The organism is Streptomyces sp. bgisy027 (assembly GCF_057710365.1).
Window position 1 is genome coordinate 117,385 of sequence record NZ_JBYIVZ010000015.1, and the last position, 21,899, is coordinate 139,283.

The 21,899-nt window shown below is 71.7% G+C and carries 21 protein-coding genes; 8 read left to right on the top strand and 13 right to left on the bottom strand.

Going from position 1 to position 21,899, the window contains the following annotated elements; all coding sequences use genetic code 11:
- The first annotated feature begins 285 nt into the window (after positions 1-285).
- Positions 286-1,713, top strand: a complete 1,428-nt coding sequence (locus tag AC3ETA_RS17665) for a Tat pathway signal sequence domain protein (protein WP_432193844.1) — start codon at positions 286-288, stop codon at positions 1,711-1,713.
- 382 nt (positions 1,714-2,095) lie between these two features.
- On the opposite strand, the gene AC3ETA_RS17670 is transcribed toward AC3ETA_RS17665, so the two are convergent.
- Positions 2,096-3,181, bottom strand: coding sequence for an IS110 family RNA-guided transposase (locus tag AC3ETA_RS17670; RefSeq protein ID WP_432193845.1), 1,086 nt, complete (start codon positions 3,179-3,181; stop codon positions 2,096-2,098).
- Positions 3,182-3,405: 224 nt separating this feature from the next.
- On the opposite strand from AC3ETA_RS17670, the gene AC3ETA_RS17675 reads away from it, so the two are divergent.
- Positions 3,406-3,873, top strand: coding sequence for a DUF3052 domain-containing protein (locus tag AC3ETA_RS17675; RefSeq protein ID WP_432193846.1), 468 nt, complete (start codon positions 3,406-3,408; stop codon positions 3,871-3,873).
- Between the two features lie 404 nt (positions 3,874-4,277).
- Here the strand turns inward: AC3ETA_RS17675 and AC3ETA_RS17680 are convergent, their stop codons facing one another.
- Positions 4,278-5,984 (bottom strand): bifunctional 3'-5' exonuclease/DNA polymerase, encoded by a 1,707-nt coding sequence (locus AC3ETA_RS17680; protein ID WP_432193847.1) that lies wholly within the window; start codon positions 5,982-5,984, stop codon positions 4,278-4,280.
- 459 nt (positions 5,985-6,443) lie between these two features.
- On the bottom strand, positions 6,444-7,247 hold the full coding sequence (locus AC3ETA_RS17685) for a Clp protease N-terminal domain-containing protein (RefSeq protein WP_432193848.1): 804 nt from the start codon (positions 7,245-7,247) through the stop codon (positions 6,444-6,446).
- Positions 7,248-7,353: 106 nt separating this feature from the next.
- Between AC3ETA_RS17685 and AC3ETA_RS17690 the strand changes: the two genes are divergently transcribed.
- Complete coding sequence (locus AC3ETA_RS17690; RefSeq protein ID WP_432193849.1) at positions 7,354-8,469, top strand: DUF2786 domain-containing protein; 1,116 nt, start codon at positions 7,354-7,356, stop codon at positions 8,467-8,469.
- 117 nt (positions 8,470-8,586) lie between these two features.
- Here AC3ETA_RS17690 and AC3ETA_RS17695 read toward each other — a convergent pair whose 3' ends face one another.
- A complete protein-coding gene (locus AC3ETA_RS17695) occupies positions 8,587-9,108 on the bottom strand; it encodes a DUF4232 domain-containing protein (RefSeq protein WP_432193850.1) in 522 nt (173 codons plus the stop codon).
- A gap of 61 nt (positions 9,109-9,169) precedes the next feature.
- On the bottom strand, positions 9,170-9,643 hold the full coding sequence (locus tag AC3ETA_RS17700) for a hypothetical protein (protein WP_432193906.1): 474 nt from the start codon (positions 9,641-9,643) through the stop codon (positions 9,170-9,172).
- Positions 9,644-9,858: 215 nt separating this feature from the next.
- On the opposite strand from AC3ETA_RS17700, the gene AC3ETA_RS17705 reads away from it, so the two are divergent.
- Positions 9,859-10,101: a hypothetical protein gene (locus AC3ETA_RS17705; RefSeq protein ID WP_432193851.1), complete on the top strand. Its 243-nt coding sequence runs from the start codon at positions 9,859-9,861 to the stop codon at positions 10,099-10,101.
- On the opposite strand, the gene AC3ETA_RS17710 is transcribed toward AC3ETA_RS17705, so the two are convergent.
- From AC3ETA_RS17710 to AC3ETA_RS17720, 3 genes are all read right to left on the bottom strand, one after another.
- On the bottom strand, positions 10,090-10,920 hold the full coding sequence (locus AC3ETA_RS17710) for an aldo/keto reductase (protein WP_432193852.1): 831 nt from the start codon (positions 10,918-10,920) through the stop codon (positions 10,090-10,092). The genes AC3ETA_RS17705 and AC3ETA_RS17710 overlap by 12 nt on opposite strands.
- A 25-nt stretch (positions 10,921-10,945) precedes the next feature.
- Positions 10,946-11,881, bottom strand: coding sequence for an N-acetylmuramic acid 6-phosphate etherase (gene murQ / locus AC3ETA_RS17715; RefSeq protein ID WP_432193853.1), 936 nt, complete (start codon positions 11,879-11,881; stop codon positions 10,946-10,948).
- 142 nt (positions 11,882-12,023) lie between these two features.
- The gene (locus tag AC3ETA_RS17720; protein WP_432193854.1) at positions 12,024-12,926 is read right to left on the bottom strand and encodes a MurR/RpiR family transcriptional regulator; all 903 of its coding nucleotides are present in this window, start codon (positions 12,924-12,926) and stop codon (positions 12,024-12,026) included.
- Between the two features lie 54 nt (positions 12,927-12,980).
- Here AC3ETA_RS17720 and AC3ETA_RS17725 point away from each other — a divergent pair, with 54 nt between their 5' ends.
- Complete coding sequence (locus tag AC3ETA_RS17725) at positions 12,981-13,367, top strand: hypothetical protein (RefSeq protein WP_432193855.1); 387 nt, start codon at positions 12,981-12,983, stop codon at positions 13,365-13,367.
- A complete protein-coding gene (locus AC3ETA_RS17730) occupies positions 13,364-13,669 on the top strand; it encodes a DUF4031 domain-containing protein (protein WP_432193856.1) in 306 nt (101 codons plus the stop codon). The genes AC3ETA_RS17725 and AC3ETA_RS17730 overlap by 4 nt, the downstream gene beginning before the upstream one ends.
- On the opposite strand, the gene AC3ETA_RS17735 is transcribed toward AC3ETA_RS17730, so the two are convergent.
- From AC3ETA_RS17735 to AC3ETA_RS17745, 3 genes are all read right to left on the bottom strand, one after another.
- Complete coding sequence (locus AC3ETA_RS17735) at positions 13,666-14,139, bottom strand: carboxymuconolactone decarboxylase family protein (protein ID WP_432193857.1); 474 nt, start codon at positions 14,137-14,139, stop codon at positions 13,666-13,668. The genes AC3ETA_RS17730 and AC3ETA_RS17735 overlap by 4 nt on opposite strands.
- Before the next feature lie 98 nt (positions 14,140-14,237).
- Positions 14,238-15,386 carry a GNAT family N-acetyltransferase gene (locus AC3ETA_RS17740; RefSeq protein WP_432193858.1) on the bottom strand — a complete coding sequence of 383 codons (1,149 nt, stop codon included), beginning with the start codon at positions 15,384-15,386 and terminating at the stop codon, positions 14,238-14,240.
- A 27-nt stretch (positions 15,387-15,413) separates the two neighbouring features.
- Complete coding sequence (locus tag AC3ETA_RS17745; RefSeq protein ID WP_432193859.1) at positions 15,414-16,064, bottom strand: HD domain-containing protein; 651 nt, start codon at positions 16,062-16,064, stop codon at positions 15,414-15,416.
- A gap of 390 nt (positions 16,065-16,454) precedes the next feature.
- On the opposite strand from AC3ETA_RS17745, the gene AC3ETA_RS17750 reads away from it, so the two are divergent.
- Positions 16,455-17,150 (top strand): copper homeostasis protein CutC, encoded by a 696-nt coding sequence (locus tag AC3ETA_RS17750; RefSeq protein WP_432193860.1) that lies wholly within the window; start codon positions 16,455-16,457, stop codon positions 17,148-17,150.
- 275 nt (positions 17,151-17,425) lie between these two features.
- Here AC3ETA_RS17750 and AC3ETA_RS17755 read toward each other — a convergent pair whose 3' ends face one another.
- Positions 17,426-19,498, bottom strand: coding sequence for a HelD family protein (locus AC3ETA_RS17755; RefSeq protein ID WP_432193861.1), 2,073 nt, complete (start codon positions 19,496-19,498; stop codon positions 17,426-17,428).
- A 292-nt stretch (positions 19,499-19,790) separates the two neighbouring features.
- Here AC3ETA_RS17755 and AC3ETA_RS17760 point away from each other — a divergent pair, with 292 nt between their 5' ends.
- A complete protein-coding gene (locus AC3ETA_RS17760) occupies positions 19,791-19,970 on the top strand; it encodes a hypothetical protein (RefSeq protein WP_393522794.1) in 180 nt (59 codons plus the stop codon).
- Positions 19,971-20,227: 257 nt separating this feature from the next.
- Here AC3ETA_RS17760 and AC3ETA_RS17765 read toward each other — a convergent pair whose 3' ends face one another.
- Entirely contained in the window at positions 20,228-21,868 is a 1,641-nt protein-coding gene (locus tag AC3ETA_RS17765; RefSeq protein ID WP_432193862.1) for a DNA repair helicase XPB, read from the bottom strand.
- Positions 21,869-21,899: the final 31 nt, after the last annotated feature.

The window sequence follows — 21,899 nt, forward strand, 5'->3', positions numbered from 1 at the left end:
GCGTGAGGTGCTGCCCGAGCAAGGCTGTCCCTTTCCGATGATCTCCTGATGAACACCTGAGGCAACCGGGCCCTACATAGGGCAGTTGCACTTTCTGGGTCGACTCACTGCTGAGGGTGATCATGAAGTGAGGGGGATGACGAGGCGGAAGGCCTGAGGTGGTGCCTCGTGTCGCATCCGGAGCCGACCACTGACGATCCCGCACCCGTTGACCCGCCCAACTCGTGCCAGCAGAATGGCCTCGCGCCCTGTGAGAGCGCTCTCAAACCGTGGTGAGGGAGGCCCATGAACGGTATGCCCGGTAGACCCGATCCGGCGTTCAGCCGCCGTACGCTCATTGGGGCCGGTATCGGTGCCGCGGTGCTTGCCGCGGGCGGTGTGGGATCGGCGAACGCCTCAGACTCCGTGCCCGCCTCCGCCGCTGCATCCGGTTCGACGCGGACGCCCGCCCAGCATCGCGCCGTCGCCTTCCTGGCCGCCGCCACCGATGCCTACCCCGACCACGGCCCCATCCGGCTCGCTCAGAGTTACGCCGATCAGGCCGGGCTCTTCAGTACCGCCTTCACCTACGACAACGCCCTCGCGATTCTCGCCCTGCTCGCCGTCCGTACGGCCGACGCGCGGCGCAGGGCCGTGTCGCTCGGGGACGCCTTGCTGTATGCGCAGACGCATGATCCGGTTCATGCCGACGGTCGGCTCCGGCAGGGGTACAACGTCGGGCCGTACACCTTCTACGACGGCTCGCGGCAGCCGGACGGGTTCGTGCGGGCGGACGGAACCGTCAATGTGGGGTCGCAGTTCGGGTTCACCGGGACGGCCGTGGGGGACATGGCCTGGGCCGGGATCGCGCTCGGTGCGCTCGCGCGGCGGACGGGGGAGCGGCGGTTCCTGCGAGGTGCCGTGCGGATCGGGGAATGGGTCGAGCGCAACGGACGTACCGACGAACCGCTCGGCGGGTACAAGTTCGGCGTCGACGGCGGGGACCAGAAGCTGCCCTTCACCTCCACCGAGCACAACACCGACCTTGTCTGTCTCTTCGGGCGGCTCGCCCGGCTCACGGGGGACCGGGTGTGGTGGGAACGGCGTGTCCGTGCCCGGGAGTTCGTCCTGAAGATGTGGGAGCCGGACCGTGGGTTCTTCTACACCGGGACCAATGACGGCGTGACGATCAACACCTCGCCGATTCCCGAGGACACCCAGACCTGGACCCACCTCGCCCTCGACTCCCGTGCGCATGCACGGTCGTTGGACTGGGCCGCGCGGGAGCTCGCCGTCCTCGATCACGCCGAGCGGCGCAACAGCACGGTGCCGGCGGGGCAGTCGTACGACGGTGTCACCTTCAGTTCCGCCAGTCTGCTCGCCGACGAGGATGCGCCCATCGCCGACTCCCAGCCCAAGCCGGACCGGAACGGTGTCTGGTTCGAAGGCACCGCCCATCTCGCGCTCGCCCTTCGCGCGCGGCACGGACGGGGGGACGAGGCGCACGCCCGACGGCTGATCGACTCCATCGAGCGGGCGCAGGAACTGCTCGGCGGCGCCCAGACCGTCGGTGGACGTGCGCTTCCCGCGCGGGCCGGCGTCGTGTCGGCCAGCAGTCCGCTCGACACCGGGTTCGGGTTCGGGTACTACCCGTACCGGCATGTGGGGGCGACCGCCTGGTACCTGATGGCGGCCAAGCGCTTCAATCCGTTGCGGGTGGGGGCAGGAGGCTGAGGCGGGTGCGGGCGCCGGTGTCCGAGGCCGTCTCGGCCCGCTGCGCGCCCGCCTCGTTTCCCCGGGCCTCAGCCCTGATATGTAGGCCGTTTTGTCAAGTGGGCGTGCGTATCGGCCTCTTCCGGGGCGGGAGGGGCTGTGGTGTGGGGCCGGCGGGGCGTGTCCGGGGTGTGCGTGTCGTGGCGACGACGCGCGGTCAGCCTGATATGCGCGGGTTGGCTACCGCATGACCGAATGTGTGTCGGGAACGAGCCGCTTGTCTAACATCGGGCGTGGCCTGCGGAAGCAGGTTGCCCATAGGGCTACCGCGGGTCGTTCCTCGCGCTGCACGGTCCCCGGACATGCTCCCACCGGCGGTTCGTGGGAGCATGTTGATGCTGTGTCAGTCCTCCATGATGGCCAGGCTCCAGCACCAGCCGGACAGTTCCCGGGCGACCGCCACTGCGCTGACAGTGGAGCGTTTGCGGCGCGCGTCCAGGTTGGTCCAGCGTTGGTGCAGACGGCGGTTGCCCTGCTCGGCGCGTTGCCGGACCGGGGCGGGGACCTGGCCCAGCCGGGCGCGCAGGGCGACACCGGGGTGCCGGTAGGGCCGACGGTGGTGCCAGGCCGCCTCCACCAGCAGCCGTCTGGCGTGGGTGTTGCCGGTCTTGGTGATACTGCCCTGCCGGCGCTGGCCGCCGGAGGAATCCTCGCAGGGCACCAGCCCCAGGAAGGCGCCGATGGTCGAGCCGGTGAAACGGTGCCAGTCACCGATCTCGACGGCGAGGCCGAAGGCTGTGAGCGTGCTGACCCCGCGCAGGCAGGCCAGACGGGCCACGACGGGTGCCCAGGCGGGCTGCCCGGCGAGCTCGGTGATGGCCGCGTCCAGCCGGGTCCGGCGTGCTTCGAGGGCCAGCACCGTCTCCAGCGCCTCGTCATAGGCCACCCGCAGTCCCAGCTGATCGAAGTGGTGGCCGGTCAGCCAGTGATGGTGGACCGCGGTCCAGGCTTTGCCGTCGGTGTAGACGATGCCCTGGCGCAGCAGCAGTTTGGACAGGCGGTGGCGGGAGCGCATCAGATCAGCCCGCACATCGTCACGGGCCCGGGTCAGATCCCGGGCGGCCTCCTGCTCGACTGCGGGCACCCGGACCGCGGGCAGTTCGTCCAGGTGCAGGAGCTTCGCCAGCCGCTGGGCATCACGCTTGTCGGTCTTGACCCGGTCCCCGGACGGCCGCTCCATCTTCGACGGAGCCACCACCACACACCGGACGCCGATCTCGTCCAACGCACGGGCCAGCACGAAGCCGGTCGGCCCGGCCTCATAAGCGACGGCGGCCGGCTGTGGCAGAGCCGCCACCCAGGCCACCACATCGGCGGTGTTCGCAACGAGGCGCTCGCTGAACACTTCACCGGTCTCGTAGTCCAGTGCCCAGGCCGTGGTGGAGCGGGCATGGACATCCAGGCCGACCGAAGTACGCTCGGAAAACATCCGGTGCCTCCCGGTAATTGCGGCACTACCCGCCACCGTGCCCACCGGAGGGCAACCCGCGTCAACTTACGCGAGGGGCATCGGTCTTCAACTCCCGGACAGCCACGGCTACCGACGCTTCATACGGTCTAACTGTCGCCGGGCGAACGGGCGAGTCGGATGTCCGTGAGTGAAGATGACACCGGGACCGTGCGGGCGGTGCGGAGAGAGGCGGAGGGTCCGGCATGGGCGAATCCGACCGGAGGTCCGGTGCATCCGGTGCCCCCGGTACGTCCGGTGCCCCCGGTACGTCCGGTGCCCCGGGCACACCCCTCGCCCGGAAGATCGGTATCAAGGCCGGTCACCGGGTCCGGCTCCTGCACGCCCCCGCCCGCTGGGACATCCCCGGCCTGCCGGACGGCTGTGAGGTCGCCGACGGGGGGTCGCGCGGTGCCGACGTCGCCCTCGCCTTCTATCGGTCGTACGCCGAACTCGTCGCCGAGGGACCCGCGTTGGTCCGCGACCTCGCCGACCCTGCCATGCTGTGGATCGTCTGGCCCCGGCGTGCGGCCGGCCATGTCAGTGACATCACCGAGAACTCCCTGCGCGATCTCTTCCTCCCCCTCGGCGTGGTCGACGTCAAGGTGGCGGCGCTGGGGGAGGACTGGTCGGGCCTGAAGTTCGTACGACGGCGGGAGAACCGCGGCAAGTAGGGCGCCGGCTGCCGTGACGGTTCCCTGGTCGGGAGCAACGGCCGAGGAGAGCAACGGCCGCCGAGAGCAACGGAGAACGGGACGCCGGTCCCGGTGGCTCACCTCCGCCGACCGGGACCAACGCGTCCCCGGATCCGGCCACGGCGGCGACGCTCCCCCGAGCTGCGCGTCCTACGCGCGCGCCGTCGGGCCGGATCCGTTGTAGTGATCAGATTAAGCCATGCCGGCAGATCGCAGACCTGTCGCAAGTTGTGTTCCGCGACACGCGACTGTCACCTCAGGCAACCACGTCAGGTGTACGTCAGGTGTACGTCAGGCGGCCAGGGACGTCAGCAGAGGCAGGCACGGTGAGCTGGAGCGTGGCCGTCTCGGACCTCCTGAACCGGCCGTCTCGGCTGCCCTGCTCATTTCGCGTCCGCATAGCACTCCACCACCGCCGTGGTGAACGGAAACCGCACCGGCGTCCGCCCGAACGTCAGCCGCCCCGCCAGCTCCGCCGCCTCCCGGATCGCCGTGACCACCGCTTCCGCCTCCTCCTGCGGACAGTGCACGATCACCTCGTCGTGCTGGAAGAAGACCAGCTCCGCCGCCAACCCCGCACAGGACTGCCGTAGCGCGGCGAGCAGCAGGAGTGTCCAGTCGGCGGCGCTGCCCTGCACGACGAAGTTGCGGGCGAAGCGGCCCCGGGCGCGGGCGTTGGTGGAGGCGTAGCCGTAGCCCCGTCCCCACTCCTGGGGCCCGGAGCCCTCGGCCGGTTCGTCCGCGTCCTGGATCGGGATGCCGGCCTCCTCACCGGCGTCGGCCGTCGCGCCGGCCGCCGGTGGGCAGGTCCGTCCCAGCCAGGTCCGGACGAGCCGCCCCTCCTCACCGGCCCGCGCCGCGTCGTCGACGTAGGCCACCGCCTTGGGGAAGCGGCGTCTGAGGGCGGCGAGGTTCTTGAGTCCGTCGCCGGACGTCTGTCCGTACACGGCCCCCAGCACAGCGAGTTTGGCCTGGGCGCGGTCTCCGGAGAAGGCGCGGTCGGACACCGACTGGTAAAGGTCGCTCTCGCGGCCGGCCACCTCCATCAGCCCGGGATCACGGGAGATCGCGGCGAGCACGCGCGGCTCCATCTGGTCGGCGTCGGCCACCACCAGCCGCCAGCCCGGGTCCGCGACCACCGCACGCCGGATGACCTTGGGGATCTGCAACCCGCCCCCGCCGTTGGTCACCCACCGCCCGGTCACCGTCCCGCCGGCGAGGAACTCCGGCCGGAACCGCCCGTCCCGCACCCAGTCCTGGAGCCAGGACCAGCCGTGCGCCACCCAGATCCGGTACAGCTTCTTGTACTCGACGAGCGGCTTCACGGCCGGGTGGTCGACGGACTCGATCTCCCAGCGCCGGGTCGATCTGACCTTGATCCCGGCCTGGGCGAACGCCTTGATCACATCGGCCGGCAGATCGGGTCGCACCCGGCGCCCGAACGCTGCCGACACCTCGTCCGCCAGTTCGGCCAGCCGGCGCGGCTCTCCTCCACCGGCATAGCGCTCGCCCAGCATTTCGTGCAGCAGCGCGCGGTGCACGTCCGCGCTCCACGGCAGCCCGGACCGGTTCATCTCGGCGGCTACGAGCATCCCCGCGGACTCGGCCGCCGTGAGCAGCCGCATCCGGTCCGGGTGCGCGGTCCTGTCGTGCCGCCGCTGCTGTTCGGAGTAGACCTCGACGAGGTCGGTGAGCGGCACGTGGACCGCCTGGGGCTCGAACAGCGGGGACTGCGAACCGGGTTCGGCGGCGCGCTGGGGCGGGTCGGACGGCACGGGGCCGCCGCGCAGCCGGGCGAGTGCAGCGGCGGCCGATCTCGGTTCGCCGTGCCGGCCCTCGTGGCCGAGCAGGAGGGTCTCGGCGTCCTCGATGTCGTAGCACCGCTCCACTCGCACCCCCGTGGCGAGCAGCCTCGGATAGACCTCGGCGGTGGACCGCCACACCCACCGCGCGACCTCCGGCCGCCCGCGCACGGCCCCGGCCAGGTCCGGCTCCCTGCGCACCGGTCCGGCGAGCAGCCCGTCCGGACCCAGGGGGGCGACCTCCGCGCCACCGTCCTCGGCCGGAGCGAGAGCCCACCGGTCGGTCATGCTGCGAGTGTGGCACCCGGGTCTGACAACGCCCTCGGACCTGCCCGGGCACCGCTCGGAGTCCGGCCGATGAACCGCTGTCGGCTCTGCCCGCGTGCCACGGCGGGCCCGGCCCGGGACTCGATCCTCCCGCCCGCGCACGGCTCCCAACCCTCCCCGCGCACGGCTCCCAGCCCTGCCTGTGCATGGCTCCCAGCCCTGCCTGTGCACGGCTTCTGGTCCTGCCCCGTGCATGGCTCCCAGTCCTGCCCGGGATCCGCTCCCCGTCCTGCCTGCGAACGGCTCCCAGTTCCGCCCGGGATCCGCTCCCCGTCCTGCCCCGTGCATGGCTCCCAGTCCCGCCCGCGAACGGCTCCCAGCCCAGCCCGGATTCGCTCCCAGCCCTGCTCACGAGCCGCTCCCGCTCCTGCCGCCGGCCGACGTGGGCCCAGGCACTCGGCTCCGCTCCGAGGCGTGCCCTCAGCCCTGCTCCTCCCTCCCGTCCCTCCCGTCCCTCCCGTCCCTCTCCTCCCTTTCGTCGCGCGCCTGCCTGGTGCTCTCCTCGCCGCTCTGCAGGAACTGGGCCAGGAGCTCGACGATGTACTGCTCCACCTCCTGTTTGGTGATGCCGAGGCCGTACAGGACCCCGGTGCCGTTCTCGAACTCCAGCAGGGCCAGCAGGATGTGCTCGGTGCCGATGTAGTTGTGGCCGAGGCGCAGGGCCTCGCGGAAGGTGAGCTCCAGGACCTTCTTGGCGTCGGAGCCGTAGGGGATGAGCTCGGGGACCTCGTCGGCGGCGGGCGGCAGCGCGGCGGTGGCGGCCTGGCGCACGGAATCCAGGAGGACGCCCCGGGTCGTGATCGCCTTCGCGGCGATGCCGTCCGGCTCGGCCAGCAGGCCGAGGACCAGGTGCTCGGGGCGGCCCTCGGGGTTGCGGGCGGCCACGGCCTCGTTGTGGGCGGCCATCACCACGTTGCGGGCACGCGGCGTGTAGCGGCCGAAGCCCTGCTGGGGATCGAGGTCGGTCCCCTCCTTCGGCACGAACCGCTTCTGCGCCGCCTGCCGGGTGACGCCCATGCTCTTGCCGATGTCGGTCCAGGACGCACCCGATCGCCGGGCCTGGTCCACGAAGTGACCGATCAGGTGGTCGGCCACCTCACCGAGGTGATCGGCGGCGATCACCGCGTCCTGGAGCTGGTCGAGCGGCTCGGGGTGGACCTTCTTGATGGCCGCGATGAGTTCGTCGAGACGTACGGATGACGTGATCGATGGGTTCGTCGACATGTGTCAACCGTAGGTTGACACATGGGGGGTGTCAACCCGAGGTTGACATCTGAGTGCGACCCGCGCGCGATCCACGCCCCGCGCACACCGGTTCTACGATCCCTGGGTGAGCAAGCCCAGCACCGTCGACCGCGCCTTCGAGGCGGCCCTCTACGACACCGAGCACACCACGCTCGACACCGGCGCCTCCCTCCTCGCCTCCGACCCGGGCGCCGACGCCGAACTCGACCGGCGCGGCCAGGAGTTCGTCGCGGCGGCCTGGCGGCGCGGCTGGCAGCCGGCGGATGTCGTACGGCTCGTTCGGCGCGAGCTGGAGGACGTACACATACGGCTGCTCGCCGCGCTGATCCGCGCACAGGTCCCGCACGACCGCCCCCGCGGCCCCCGCTGGCAGGCGCAGGTCGACGACCTGCCCGCCGAGGCCCCGCCCCGCACCGACCGGTTCTCGCACGCGACCACGGTCCTGGAGCTGTACCGCCTCCTGCTGCGGCTGCCCGTGCTGGAGCCCCTGGACGAGGCGGTCGATCCGGTCGGCGGACCCGCCCGGCCCGAGTCCCGCATGCTCACCCGTATCCGCGCGCTGCTGGCGAAGGCGGAGGCCACCGGGTTCCCGGAGGAGGCGGAGGCGCTGAGCGCCAAGGCGCAGGAGCTGATGGCCCGGCACAGCATCGACGAGGCCCTGCTCGCGTCCCGTACGCCCGACGCGAAGAACGCGCCCGGCGCCTGCCGGATCGGGGTGGAGCCGCCGTACGAGCAGGCCAAGGCCGTTCTGCTGGACGCGGTGGCGACCGCCAACCACTGCCGTGCCGTGTGGAACGAACCCTTCGCCTTCTCCACGGTCGTCGGCTTCGAGGCCGATCTGGAGGTGGTCGAACTGCTCCACACCTCGCTCCTCGTGCAGGCACAGACCGCGATGACGAGGGCGGAGGCCGCCCAGCGCGCGGGCGGCCGCAAGCGGACCAAGACCTTCCGGCAGTCGTTCCTGGCGGCCTACGCCCACCGCATCGGCACCCGGCTGACCGCGGCGGCGCGCACGCCGGTGACCGAGGACCTGCTCCCGGTCCTCGCCTCGCGCGAAGTCGCGGTCACCGCCCGCCTGGACCGCATGTTCCCGGAGACCACCACGACCCGCCTGCGCGGCGTCACCGACGAGGCGGGCTGGATGGAGGGCGCGGAGGCGGCCGACCGGGCGCAGATGGCTCCGCGCCGACCGCTGCGCTGATCCGCCGGGGGACTCCGGGGCCGTCAGTGCCCGGCTCGCTGGAATCTGCGGACCGTGGAGTCCGGGGCCGTCAGTGCCCGGCTCGCTGGAATCTGCGGACCGTGGAGTCCGGGGCCATCAGTCCCCGGCCCGCTGGAACCCGCTGACGGAGGCGTCCGGCGTCTTCCCGTCGCTCTTCAGCGCGACGACGCCGTACGACCACTTGAAGCTGTGTGTCTTGCCGGCCCCGGGCAGCGTCACCTTCGCCTTCTGCGGGGCGAGACCCTTGCCGCCCTTCTCGCCCAGCACGTAGGTGAGCGTGAACGAGGTGGAGGCGCCCTTCGTGAGCGTCGTCTTGCCGGCCGCAGCGGCCTGGTCGGGCGCGACGGCCGTCGAAGTGCCGCCCGCTACGAACGCGAAGGCCGGCAGCCCGTCCAGGGTGCAGTCGCCGCCGCCCCGGTTGGTGACGGTGACCGGCACGTTGCCGGTGTCCCCGGCGGCGGGGGCGGCGTTGCCGGGCCCGAACTCCACGGCCAGCTTGTCGACGCAGACCGCGTCGGCCTTGCTGTCCTGGGTGTCGTCCCCGCTCCCGCCGCTCTCACAGGCGGTCAGGACGAGGGCCGCGGTGAGGGCGGCGACGGTGAGGGAGGTGGCGCGCATGGAGTCCTTCGGGGAGTCATGGAGTCACGTCGGTGATCGCGGGCGGTCACCGGATCAAGGCTCACGATCCCAGATTCGCCGTGGGCAGGCCCGTCGGGAGCTTGCCTCCCTCCGCCTTGGTGTACGTCTCCGCGCCCATGCCGCCCTCCCAGGTCACCTTCAGCGAGGTCTTGTCGAGGGACTCGACCATCCCGGTGGCCCGGTCCTTGCTGCCGTCGGTGCACTTCAGCCGGATCATCCGCATCCCGTCCTCCTCGCCGGCGGTCCCGCTGCACACGGTCCCGCCGGTCGCGAAGAGACCGGCCTGCTTGCCGGTGACGACCAGCGCGACGGCCTTGCCGTCGGTCGTGGCGAGCCAGCTGCCCTCCAGTGCACCGGACGCGGAGGCGGACCCGCCGCCCGTACCGCCGCCGGTGTCGGCGCTCGCGCTCGCGGAGCCGCTGGGGGCCGCGTCGCCGTCGGAGTCGCCGTCACCGCTGCACGCGGTCAGCGCGAGGGCGCCCGCCAGCGTCGCGGCCGCGGCCACGACCCGCATCCGCCGGCCCGACATCTTGCGCGTACGCGTGAAAGTCGCCGAGGTCACTGGACACTCCAAGCTGTAGCGGTCGGCATACGCCGATCCGGCCGACGTGGCCGAAACGTCCGCAGCAAGTTACCAGGGAGTCCGGTCCGGGCCCCAGCACCCACCGGCCTCTGCGGGGACGCCTCGCGCCGGCCTCTGCGGGGACGCCTCGCGCCGGCGAAGAAGTCGTGGCGTTGCTGAGGGAGGCCCTCGGGGGTGTGGGAGTCGTGTTGCCGTCCCTGTGCGTGGACCCGGGGACCGGCGCCGGCAAGGAGCCGTTCGCCCTGGTGCAGTTGGGGCGGTGCAATGTGCGCACGGCGGAGCGGCCGGTGGCGGTGTTGCGCGGGGAACCGGTGGCGCCGGCGCCGACCAAGGACGAGCTGCTGGAACGGGTCCGGCGGGTCAACCGGGCCGGGAGACTACCGCGTTAGGCGGTCGTACTGGTCCTGGCCGAGGTGTACGGCGGTCGCGCGGAGGTTCTCCTCCAGGTGCGCGATGCTCGACGTGCCGGGGATCGGGACGATCACCGGTGAGTGGGCGAGGAGCCAGGCGATGGCGACCTGGGTCGGGGTCGCGTCGAGTTCCTTCGCGATCGTGGCGATCTCCTCCGACTGCGCTCCCGAGGCGCCGGCCGCCACCGGACGCCAGGGCAGGAAGGCGATGCCCGCCTCCTCGCACGCCTTGAGGACGGGCTCGTGCTCGCGGTCGAGGAGGTTGTACCGGTTCTGGACACTGGCGATGTCCACGACGGCGCGGGCAGCGGCGAGTTCGGCCTCGTTCACCTCGGAGAGACCGATCCGGGCGATCTTGCCCTCGTCGCGCAGGTCGCGCAGGGCGCCGAGCTGATCGGCCGGGGGGACAGCGGGGTCGAGGCGGTGCAGCTGGAGCAGGTCGATCCGGTCGAGGCGGAGGCGGCGCAGGGCCTCGTCGACCTGTTCGCGCAGTTCGTCGGGGGCGCCGGCGTACCGCCAGCCCTCGTCGGTGGCGGTCTGCCGGAACCCGACCTTCGTGGCGATGGCGAGGCCGTCCGGGTAGGGGTGCAGGGCCTCGGCGAGGAGATCCTCGTTGGCACCCCAGCCGTACATGTGCGCCGTGTCGATCAGCGTGACGCCGAGTTCCACGGCCCGCCGGGCGACCGCGATGCACGCGGCACGGTCCTCGGGGGACTCCGGCCGCAGACGCATCGCCCCGAACCCGAGCCGTCGTACTTCCAGGTCGCCGCCGACGAGGAACGTCTCCGATGCCGTCATGCGGCCACGCTAACAGCGGAGTCGGTCATTCCCCCGCGGATTTGAGAGCCGCTCGCAGATGGCCGTCGGAGTCGGTCAGGAGCCGGGTCGCGGTGGGTCCGTCCGTGTCGGCGAGAAGGATCAGGATGGCCGTCTTCACCTCGCCGCCCGCCTCCGTCAGGGCCCGTTCGATGTCGGGGTCGGTCGCGCCGGTGGCGAGGGCGACGATGCGGCGGGAGCGGGCGCGGAGCTTGTCGTTGGAGGCGCGGACGTCGACCATGAGGTTCCCGTAGGTCTTGCCGAGCCGGATCATCGTGATCGTCGACAGCATGTTCAGCACGAGCTTCTGGGCGGTGCCGGCCTTCAGCCGGGTCGAGCCGGTCAGCAGCTCCGGGCCCACGACGACCTCGATGCCGTGCTCGGCCGCCGCGCCGAGTGCGCTGTCCGGGTTGCAGGACAGGCCGATGGTCAACGCGCCCTGCCGGCGGGCGTGTTCGACGGCGCCGACGGCGTACGGGGTGCGGCCGGAGGCGGAGATGCCGACCACCGTGTCGTCGGGCGTGAGCACCAGGGCGTCGAGGTCGGTGCGGGCCAGGTCCTTGGAGTCCTCGGCGCCCTCGATCGAGGTGACCATCGCCTCCGGGCCGCCCGCGATGAGGCCGACGACCTCGGTGGGGTCGGTGTTGAAGGTGGGCGGGCACTCGGAGGCGTCGAGGACCCCGAGGCGGCCGGCGGTACCGGCACCGGCGTAGACGAGCCGCCCGCCGCGTGCCATGCGCTCGGAGACGGCGTCGATGGCCGCGGCGATCTCGGGCAGCCGCGAGGCGACGGCGGCCGGTACGGAGGCGTCCTCGCCGTTCATGAGCCGGGCGATGTCGAGGGTGGGCAGCTGATCGATCTCGGCGAGCTCGGGCCGGAACGCCTCGGTGGTCAGGGTGTCCAACTCGGCGCGGAGGTTGCGGGGGGTGGGTGCAGAGGTCATGAGCAGACGGCTCTTTCTGATGTGCGGTGTCCTGTCCGACCTTTCGGGGGCGCGGGGCTGTGTTCAATGTGCGGCTCCCGCCGCGCGGGCGCGACCGGCCACGACGGACCCGCGGAAGACCCACGACCGAAGGTTCCACGGTCTAACGACGGTGGCGATGTGCCAGTGCCTCGTAGGACGCCGCCAGCGCCGGCGCCGCCGTGTCGTACGTCCGCTGGGCGACCCCCACGAACAGGCAGTCCACGACGAGCAGTTGACTGGTCCGGGACGACATCGCGGCGGGCCGCAACTCGCTCTCCCGGGCCGTCGACGTCGTGAGGATGTGGTCGGCGTACTGAGTCACCGCCCCGTCCGGCCGCCCGGTGATCGCGACGGTCGTCGCCCCGTGCTCGAAGGCGACCCGCAACGGCTCGATGACGTCACCGGTGGACCCGGAGTGCGTGATGGCGATGGCCACGTCACCGGCGCGCAGCTGCACCGCGTTCGTCACGGCGAGATGCGGATCGCTGTGCGCGTGGGCTATCAGACCTATCCTCAGCAGCTTCTGCGCCAGATCCTGCGCGACAAGACCCGAGGCCCCGACGCCGTACACGTCGATCCGGCGGGCCGCGGCGGCGGCCGACACCGCCGCGCCCAGCTGGACCGTGTCGAGCCCGGCGGCCGTGTCGGCGAGGGTCTGCTGCTCGTCGTAGGCGAGCTTGGCGACGACGTCCGCGATGGGGTCGTCCACCGCGATGTCGGTCGTGATGGCCGGGGCGCGGCCCGACTGCTGCTGGGCGGCGAGGCCCGCCAGGGCCAGGCGCAGGTCGCGGTAGCCGGGGTAGCCGAGGAGACGGGCGGTGCGCACGACCGTGGCCTCGCTGGTGCCGGTGAGTTCGGCGAGGCCGGTGACCGTGAGGGCCGCGCAGCCCGCCGGGTCGTTCGCGACCGCTTCGGCGACGCGCTGCATGGAGCGGGTCATCGACGGGGCGAGCGTGCGGACCTTGGCCGCGAGGGCGGCGGGCGCGGGAGCGCGGTCGAAAGTTTCCTTCACTTCATGAGGCACAATTGAAAGGTATTTTCAGACCGGTCCGTGGTCAAGAGTGCGCACAATAGGAGCATGGAACCCGTCACTCCGCTGGAACAGGCGCTGCACACCGCCCGCGCCCTCGTGCTCGCCGACCTGGTCGCGGGCGAGGTGGCCGAGGCGGACGTCGTGTCACTGGTCGAGGAGTCGGTCGTACAGCGGCGCTGGTGGGTGGAGCAGTGGCCGGACGGCGTGGAGTACGTGGCGGGGCTGGTCGCCCAGGACGTACAGGACGCGCTGCTGGACCGCTACGGGCGCTGGCCGCTCTGTCCGGTGTGCTCCGGCGGTGACCCGCACGCGCTGGAGGTCGAGCCGGAACTGGGGCCCGATCCGCACTGGGTGTGCCACCAGGCGGGCGTGAAGGTCGCGGCGGTGGGCTCGCTGGGGCCGGTCGCCGGGGGCGGGACGCCGGCCTCGTGATCTATATCGACCCGCCCACCTGGCCGGGGCACGGCCGGATGTGGTCGCACCTCGTCAGCGACGTCTCGTACGACGAACTGCACACGTTCGCCGAGGAGTTGGGTGTGCCGCGCCGCGCGTTCGAGCGGGACCACTACGACATCCCCTCGCACCGGTACGCCGACGCGGTGCGCGCCGGCGCGGTGGAGGTCAGCAGCCGTGAGGTGGTGCGGTTGTTGCAGGCGGCGGGGCTGCGGAGGCCGAAGGGACGGGCCTGGGCTGACGCCCCCTCGGTCCGTGCGTCCTCGGCCGGGGCCCGCTAGGCGAACTGGCCGGGCTGGTAGGAGCCGGCCGGCTGCTGGACGATGACGTTCATCCGGTTGAAGGCGTTGATCAGCGCGATCAGGGACACCAGCGCGCCGAGCTGTTCCTCGTCGTAGTGCTTGGCGGCGTTCTCCCAGACGTCGTCCGGTACGCCGCCGGCCGCGTCGGCGATACGGGTGCCCGCCTCCGTGAGGTCCAGCGCGGCGCGTTCGGCCTCGGTGAAGACGGTGGCCTCCCGCCAGGCGGCGACGAGATTGAGACGGACGGTGTCCTCGCCGGCGGCGACGGCGTCCTTGAAGTGCATGTCGGTGCAGAAACCGCAGCCGTTGATCTGGCTGGCGCGCAGGGTCACCATGTTCGCCGTCGCGGCAGGCAGTGACGAGTCGTGGATCACCTTGCCGGCGGAGGCGATGTGCTTCACGAACTTGCCGACGGTCGGGATCTCAAGGGCGTTCAGACGTGCGCTCATGGTGAACTCCTCAGCCGTTGCTGGTAGCCGTTGTGGGTGGTTACACAGCTATGACGGAGGGGTCCGGCTGGTTGTGACCGGAAGAAATGTGACCTGGGTCACCGCCTCTGCCGTCGGGTGCTCCGGCGGACGTAGAGCCTGAGCTCGCGGTCCATGTCCCGTTCCTCGTAGGCCGTGCGCTCCTCCTCGACGCTCGCCCGGACATAGCCCGCGCGGGTGGCGACGCCCTGCGAGGGGGCGTTGTCCTCGTGGACGGCCGCGATGAGCGCGTGTACCTCGTCGCCCGACAGGGCGTGGTCGGACAGAGCGTGGTCGGACAGGGCGCGCAGGGCCTCGGTCGCGTAGCCCTGGCCGCGGGCGGCCTCGGTGAGGTCGTAGCCCACTTCGGCGTGGCCGTCCTCGTCGGGCACACCGTGGAAGCCCATGCCGCCGATCGCGCGGCCGTCCTCCCGCCGTACGAGAACGAACAGTCCCCACTCGGGCCGGTGCACTCCCTCCCCGTACGCCTTCACCACCGTGCCCGCGGCGTCCCGCGTGCCCTGGAAGGGGCCGCCGTCGACCCACTCGAAGCCGCCGTCGCCGCCGGTGTGCAGGTCGGTGGCGGCGGCGGGGGTGACGCCCTGGAGGGTGAGGCGGTCGGTGGGGAGGACGAGGTTGTTGTTCCAGCGCCACTCGGTGACGGGGGCACGGCCCGGGAGGTCGCCGCGGCCGGTGGCCCACAGCAGGGTGCGCCAGTGGTCGGGGCCGGGGCGGACGTGCGGGAAGATCGTGGTGAGGACGAACTCGGGGAGTTCGGCGGGTGGTTCGTACGCCAGCCCCAGGCCCTCGGCGATGTCGTGCGTGTGCAGCAGCACCTCGGCGATCCCCATCGCGGCGAAGCCCTCGCGGTTCGCGCTGCGGAACGGGTACGGGTGGAAGGCGCGGACCTCGTGGGGCGTGGTGCGGATCGTGGCCGTGAACAGGGCGCCGGTCGTCTCGATGACGTGCAGCAGGCCCTCGTTGTCGGTGCCCTCGTCGAGCGTGATCTCGAACGGGACGTACGCGCTCTGCGCCCGTCCGGCCAACTGCCCCGCGTACGCGATGAGATCACTGCAGATGTGCTCGGCCGTGTACCGGCAGGTCCAGTCCAGCCGTCCGGCCTTCACCCCGGCCCAGTCCCGGTCCGCCGCCGTGCGGAGCACCGCCACGGCGTCGGTCACGGCGTCGGTCACGGCCTCGGTCACGCGTTCCCCGCCCATGTGTCGCATGTGCGGCAGGCTACGGGCCACGGCCGGTCAGGGCGACAGCATTTCCAGCTCGCCGGCGAGGTTGTAGCGGGCCGTGGCCTCCCACTTCGTCCTGCCGTGCGGGGTGCGGAACAGGCTGGGCAGATCCAGGAGCTGTCGCAGGATCGCGGCACGGCCCTCGCGGAAGGCGTCGTTCGGGACGAAGTGGTACTCCTCGCGGACGGCGGCCGTGTAGGCGGCGTACGCGGAGGGCGGCGCGGCGAGGATCGCGAGGTCGGCGTCGCACAGGACCTGGCCGTCGCGGTCGTCCGGCGCGGGGTCGTGGGTGACGGTGAGGCGCACGAGCCGGGCGACCTCGGCGGTGCGGTCCGCGGGGACGCGGGCCTCGGCGAGCGCGCGTTCGGCGAGCCGGGCGGAGCGTTCCTCGTTCTCCGAGCGGTCGGGGAGGTAGACGGCGTCGTGGAACCAGGCGGCGAGACGTACGACGTCCGGGTCGTCGGCGTGCCCGGCCAGTTCGTCGACGCGGTCGAGGACGGCGGTGAGGTGGGTGAGGGTGTGGTACCGGCGCTGGGGTTCCTGCCAGCGGACCAGGAGGCTGTCGGCGTAGGGGGTGGGGTCGGGGGTGGTGAGGGGGGAGCGGGCCGCGTCGAGGGTGCGGGTGAAGCGGGCGCGGAGGGCGTCTGTGTCGAGGTCGGGCATGGGGTCATTGTGGTGGGTCGGGGGTGGTGGGGGGCGTGTTCGGGTGGGCGCGGGTGGATGGGTGGTGGTCGGGTGCGGGTGGTGGTCGGGTGCGGGTGAGTGGGGGCTGATCGCGCAGTTCCCCGCGCCCCTGAGGGGGTTGCCCGGCCCTCGGCCTGATTGGCTGGGCTTGCCCGGGCCGGCCGTGCGCGGTTCCTCGCGCCCCTCAGGGGGTTGTAAAGCCGTCGGTCGATTGCTCGAACTTGCCAGGGCCGGCCGTGCGCGGTTCCCCGCGCCCCTTTGGAGGCGGTGCAGGGCCGTCGGGTGATTGTTCGGGGCGTAGGGTGGGATTGGACTAGACCTGTTTGGGCTAGACCTTCAGCGTCGTCTAATGCCGAGGAATGGGGTCCCATGAGCAAGCGTGCAGTCCTGGAGGTGATCGCCCTCGGAGTGGAGGACGCGGTCGCCGCCCAGGCCGGAGGTGCGGATCGGCTCGAACTGGTCACCGACATGGCGGCCGACGGGCTGACCCCGCCGGTGGAGACGTTCGCCGGCATCCGTGCCGCCGTCGACATCGACCTGCGCGTGATGCTCCGGCTGGCGGACGGGTTCGCGGTGGGGGACGTCGAGCGGGTGGTGCGGACGGCGCACGCCATGCGGGATGCCGGGGCCGACCAGTTCGTGCTGGGGTTCCTCGATGCCGACGGCGGGGTCGATCTGGAGGCCGTAGAGCGGGTCGTGGGGGTACTGGACGGGTGCCGGTGGACTTTCCACCGTGCGATCGACCGTGCCGCCGACCGGGACGCCCTGCGCAAGCAGTTGGACGGGATGCCGGGACTGGACACCTACCTTTCGGCCGGCGCGGCCGAGGGCGTGGACGACGGTCTGCCCACCCTGCTCGCCGAGGCGGCCAGGGGCGGTGAGCCCGGGTACGAGCAGCGGATCCTGGTCGGCGGCGGCCTGCGCCTCGACCACGTCCCGACCCTCCTGAACGCCGGCATCGACGCCTTCCACATCGGCGGCGCCGCCAGGCCGGACGGCTGGGACGGCCCGGTATCGGTAACGGCGGTGGCGGAGTGGCGAGCGGTACTGGACGGCGTCGAGTAGAGGGGAAGGACTGCGCTGGAGGGCTGGTCGACCGGGCCAGGCCACAACCCCCTCAGGGGAGCCTTCGCAAGCCCAGCCAATCAACCGAGGGCCGGGCAACCCCCTCAGGGGCGCGGGGAACCGCGCACGGCCAGCCCGGGCAAGCCCAGCCAATCAGCCGAGGGCCGGGCAACCCCCTCAGGGGCGCGGGGAACTGCGCGATCAGCCCCCACTCACCCGCACCCGACCACCACCCGCACCCGACAACGCCCCGCACCCGCCCCCCCCACCCCCCGTCACCCCAACTGCACCGGCAACCCCGCCCCATGCACCACGACCAACCCCGACACCGCCCTCGTCAGCGCGACATACAACCGTCGCAGCCCCGTCCGCTCGTCCGGCTCGCCGTCCACCACCGCCTGGGGCTCGTCCAGGAGGACGTAGTCGTACTCCAGGCCCTTCGCGAGGGACGCGGGGACCAGGGTCAGCCGGGTCTGCCGGGTCGTCTCCTCGCCGGGGGCGAGGTACGTGAGGCCCGCCTCGGCCAGCGCCTCCGACAGCGCCGGAATCCGCGCGTCCGCGGCGATCAGACCGATCGACCCCTCCTGGCGCAGCAACTCCCCGCAGGCGGCGACCACTTCGGCCGCCCCCGAGACCTCGCGGACCTCGAAGAACCCGGGGTTCTCACGGATCGACGCCACCGGCGCCAGCCCCGGCGCGATGTGCGGGAGAAGACGGGACGCGTACGCGATCACGTCCGTCGGGACGCGGAACCCGGCCGTCAGCTCCTCGATGACCCCCTCCGACTTCCCGAGGTGCGCCAGCGCCTCGTCCCAACTGCGCGTCGCCCACGGCGTCGTACCCTGCGCCAGATCGCCGAGGATCGTCGCCGAACCGGTCGTGCAGCGGCGCCCCACCGCCCGGTACTGCATGGGGGAGAGGTCCTGCGCCTCGTCGAGGACGACATGGCCGAGCGAGGCCGTCCGGGACACGAGGTCGTTCACCTCGTCGATCAGCACCGCGTCCGCCGCCGACCACTTCGCGGACTTCACCGACCGCACCGGCTTCGCCCACAGGATCGCCTTCCGCTCGTCCTCGGAGAGGATCCCGGCGGCGTGCTCGGCGAGGAAATCCCCGTCCGACAGCAGCCGCAGCACCAGCTTCGCCGGGTCCACCGGCGGCCAGATCGCCTTCACGGCCGCCTTCACCGCACTGTTGCGGGCCACCGAGTCCTGCACCCGGTCGTCCGGCGCCTCACCCGACCGCTCCATCTGCACCAGCACGGCGTGCGCGATGCGCTGCGGAAGGGCCTCGCGGGCGGCGCCGTACCGGATGCCCCGGTCCAGCAACTCCCGCACAATCTGTTCGAGTTCGTATGCCGGGACCCGCCACCGCCGAGATCCCCGTACGACGACGACCGGCTCCGTCGGCATGCTCACATGCGCATGGACGGCGCGCCGCAGTACCTCCGCCATCCGCGCGTCCCCCTTGATGACGGCGGCCGTCGCGTCGTCAGCGCCGCGCACCTCGACATGGGCGACCAGGTCGTCGACCGTGGCCTGGCGGACCGTCAACTCACCGAGCGCCGGGAGCACCTGTTCGATGTAGTGCAGGAAGGACTTGTTCGGCCCGATGACGAGGGTGCCGGTGCGGGCGAGCCGCTCGCGGTGGGCGTAGAGGAGATAGGCGACCCGGTGCAGGCCGACCGCCGTCTTCCCGGTCCCCGGGCCGCCCTGCACGCACACGGTCCCGCCGAGCCCGGACCGTACGATCTCGTCCTGCTCGGGCTGGATCGTCGCCACGATGTCGCGCATCGGGCCGACTCGCGGACGCTCGATCTCCTGCTGGAGCAGCTTGCTGGTGCGGGCCTCCCCGGCGGAGCCGGACAGTGTCACAGCCGCGGGGCCGGAGAGGTGCTCGTCCTCGTACGCCGTGAGATCGCCGCCGGTGTATCCGAAGCGGCGGCGCAGCCCGATGTCCAACGGGTCCTTCTTGGACGCCCGGTAGAACGGCTGTGACACCGGCGCCCGCCAGTCGATGACCATCGGGTCGCCCTCGGCATCGTGCACATGCCGGCGCCCGATGTAGAAGCGCTCGCCCTCGGCCCCCTCGGCCTGCTCGGCACCGGGTGCGTGCAGGTAGTCGAGGCGGCCGAAGAACAGCGGGGTGTCGCTGAGGTCGGCCAGCGCCTTGATGCGCTCGTCGATCTGGCGGGTCAGGACCTCGGCGTTGACCCAGTTCGCGGTGACGTCGCTGATGTCGAGCGACTCGACGTCCTCCCGCATGGCGCGCAGGGCGGCGCGGGAACCGGCGAGGTGGGAGCGCTCTCGGGACAGCGGATCCAGGGGGTCGTCGACGGGCGTGGACAAGGGGGTGCCTCCGGAGGACCTGCGTGGTGGGTGAGAGAGCCGGCCGGTTTCCGTCCGGTCGGCAGCACTCCGTGAACGGAGGCGGGCAAGAGCGGAGATTTTAGGTGAGCGCGCGAGCCGGACGCCAATGAATTACCGGCCCCTCCGAACCCCGTACGCATGGTCCGCCCCCTAGGGGACGCGGCCTCCTCCTTGGGGGTACGCGGTCCGTCCCAAGACGTACGCGGACGGTGTGCGGCTTCGGTCCGCAGGCCGATGCGGCCTTTATGCCCGCGAACGCATCATGGAAGACATGAGCGCAGCAACCATTCACCCAGCCCCCGCGGGCCCCCGCGGAGCGACCGCGCTCCAGGGGAGCCACCGTCATCGCCTCGGCGAAGCCCTGCGCGCCGTCAGGGTGTTCGCAGGCGCGGCCTTCGACGTGATCGTCCTCGGAGAGTACGGAGAGGAAGCGGGCGTCCGCCGTAAGTGACCGTCCGCCGGATGTGACTGTCGCCGGATGTGACCGTCCGCCGGACGTGACTGTCGCCGGATGTGACCGTCGCCGGATGTGACCGTCCGCCGGATGTGACCGTCGCCGGATGCGACCGTCCGCCGGATGTGACTGTCGCCGGATGTGACCGTCCGCCGGACGTGACTGTCGCCGGATGTGACCGTCGCCGGATGTGACCGTCGCCGGAAGTGACCGTCCGCATCAAGCGACCGTCCGGCGGCGCCCGTCCCGGCCCGCTATCCCTCCGCGAGAATCTCGTCGGCGTCCACGATCCGGTACGCATAGCCCTGTTCCGCCAGGAAGCGCTGGCGATGGGCCGCGAAGTCCTGGTCGATCGTGTCGCGGGCGACCACCGAGTAGAAGTGCGCCTGATGGCCGTCGGCCTTGGGACGCAGGACGCGGCCGAGACGCTGTGCCTCCTCCTGGCGCGAGCCGAAGGTGCCCGAGACCTGGATCGCGACCGTGGCCTCCGGCAGGTCGATCGAGAAGTTCGCGACCTTGGACACCACCAGGACGCTGATCTCGCCCTCACGGAAGGCGTCGAAGAGCTTCTCGCGCTGGGCGTTGGACGTCTCGCCCTTGATCACGGGGGCGTTCAGATGCTCCCCCAGCTCGTCGAGCTGGTCGATGTACTGGCCGATGACCAGGATCTGCTGCCCCGCGAACCGGCGGACGAGGGCCTCGGTGACCTTCCGCTTGGTGTCGGTCGTCGCGCAGAAGCGGTACTTCTCCTCCTGCTCGGCGGTGGCGTACGCCAGCCGCTCGGACTCGGTGAGGTTGACGCGCACCTCGACGCAGTCGGCGGGCGCGATGTACCCCTGCGCCTCGATCTCCTTCCACGGCGCGTCGAACCGCTTCGGGCCGATGAGGGAGAACACGTCCGACTCACGGCCGTCCTCGCGGACCAGGGTCGCGGTCAGGCCGAGCCGGCGGCGGGCCTGGAGATCGGCGGTGAACTTGAAGACGGGCGCCGGCAGCAGGTGCACCTCGTCGTAGAGGATGAGGCCCCAGTCGCGGGAGTCGAAGAGCTCCAGGTGCGGATAGACACCCTTCCGCTTCGTCGTCAGCACCTGGTACGTGGCGATGGTGACGGGCCGGATCTCCTTGCGTGTCCCGCTGTACTCGCCGATCTCCTCCTCGGTGAGCGACGTGCGCTTCACCAGCTCGTGCTTCCACTGCCGGGCCGAGACGGTGTTCGTGACGAGGATGAGCGTGGTCGACTTCGCCTGCGCCATGGACCCGGCGCCGACGAGGGTCTTGCCCGCGCCGCAGGGCAGGACGACCACGCCGCTGCCGCCGTGCCAGAAGTTCTCCACGGCCTGCTTCTGGTAGGGCCGCAGCGCCCAGCCGTCCTCGTTCAGCTCGATCGGGTGCGCCTCGCCGTCGACGTACCCGGCGAGGTCCTCGGCGGGCCAGCCCAGCTTCAGCAGCGTCTGCTTGATCTGCCCGCGCTCGGAGGGGTGCACGGCCACGGTGTCCGGGTCGATGCGCGCCCCGACGAGCGGCGCGATCCGCTTCGAGCGCAGCACCTCCTCCAGCACCGGCCGGTCGGTGGAGGTCAGGACGAGGCCGTGCGTGGGGTGCTTGGAGAGCGTGAGGCGGCCGTAGCGGTCCATCGTGTCGGCGATGTCGACCAGCAGCGCGTGCGGCACGGGGTAGCGGCTGTACGTCACGAGCGCGTCCACGACCTGCTCGGCGTCGTGCCCGGCGGCGCGCGCGTTCCACAGCCCCAGCGGCGTGACCCGGTAGGTGTGGATGTGCTCGGGAGCCCGCTCCAGCTCCGCGAACGCCGCGATCGCCCGACGGCACGCGTCGGCCTGCTCGTGGTCGACCTCCAGGAGCAGGGTCTTGTCCGACTGGACGATTAGGCAGGACACACATACCTCCAGGGATAAGGTCGTCTCATGA

Coding starts and splice junctions, on each gene's coding strand:
- AC3ETA_RS17675 (WP_432193846.1), top strand. CDS start 3,406: ATGGGCGAATCCGACCGGAGGTCCGGTGCATCCGGTGCCCCCGGTACG.
- AC3ETA_RS17735 (WP_432193857.1), bottom strand. CDS start 14,139: ATGAGCGCACGTCTGAACGCCCTTGAGATCCCGACCGTCGGCAAGTTC.
- AC3ETA_RS17760 (WP_393522794.1), top strand. CDS start 19,791: ATGAGCGCAGCAACCATTCACCCAGCCCCCGCGGGCCCCCGCGGAGCG.
- AC3ETA_RS17695 (WP_432193850.1), bottom strand. CDS start 9,108: ATGCGCGCCACCTCCCTCACCGTCGCCGCCCTCACCGCGGCCCTCGTC.
- AC3ETA_RS17680 (WP_432193847.1), bottom strand. CDS start 5,984: ATGACCGACCGGTGGGCTCTCGCTCCGGCCGAGGACGGTGGCGCGGAG.
- AC3ETA_RS17740 (WP_432193858.1), bottom strand. CDS start 15,386: ATGCGACACATGGGCGGGGAACGCGTGACCGAGGCCGTGACCGACGCC.
- AC3ETA_RS17670 (WP_432193845.1), bottom strand. CDS start 3,181: ATGTTTTCCGAGCGTACTTCGGTCGGCCTGGATGTCCATGCCCGCTCC.
- AC3ETA_RS17700 (WP_432193906.1), bottom strand. CDS start 9,643: ATGCGGGTCGTGGCCGCGGCCGCGACGCTGGCGGGCGCCCTCGCGCTG.
- murQ (WP_432193853.1), bottom strand. CDS start 11,881: ATGACCTCTGCACCCACCCCCCGCAACCTCCGCGCCGAGTTGGACACC.
- AC3ETA_RS17750 (WP_432193860.1), top strand. CDS start 16,455: ATGAGCAAGCGTGCAGTCCTGGAGGTGATCGCCCTCGGAGTGGAGGAC.
- AC3ETA_RS17665 (WP_432193844.1), top strand. CDS start 286: ATGAACGGTATGCCCGGTAGACCCGATCCGGCGTTCAGCCGCCGTACG.
- AC3ETA_RS17725 (WP_432193855.1), top strand. CDS start 12,981: ATGGAACCCGTCACTCCGCTGGAACAGGCGCTGCACACCGCCCGCGCC.
- AC3ETA_RS17685 (WP_432193848.1), bottom strand. CDS start 7,247: ATGTCGACGAACCCATCGATCACGTCATCCGTACGTCTCGACGAACTC.
- AC3ETA_RS17710 (WP_432193852.1), bottom strand. CDS start 10,920: ATGACGGCATCGGAGACGTTCCTCGTCGGCGGCGACCTGGAAGTACGA.
- AC3ETA_RS17745 (WP_432193859.1), bottom strand. CDS start 16,064: ATGCCCGACCTCGACACAGACGCCCTCCGCGCCCGCTTCACCCGCACC.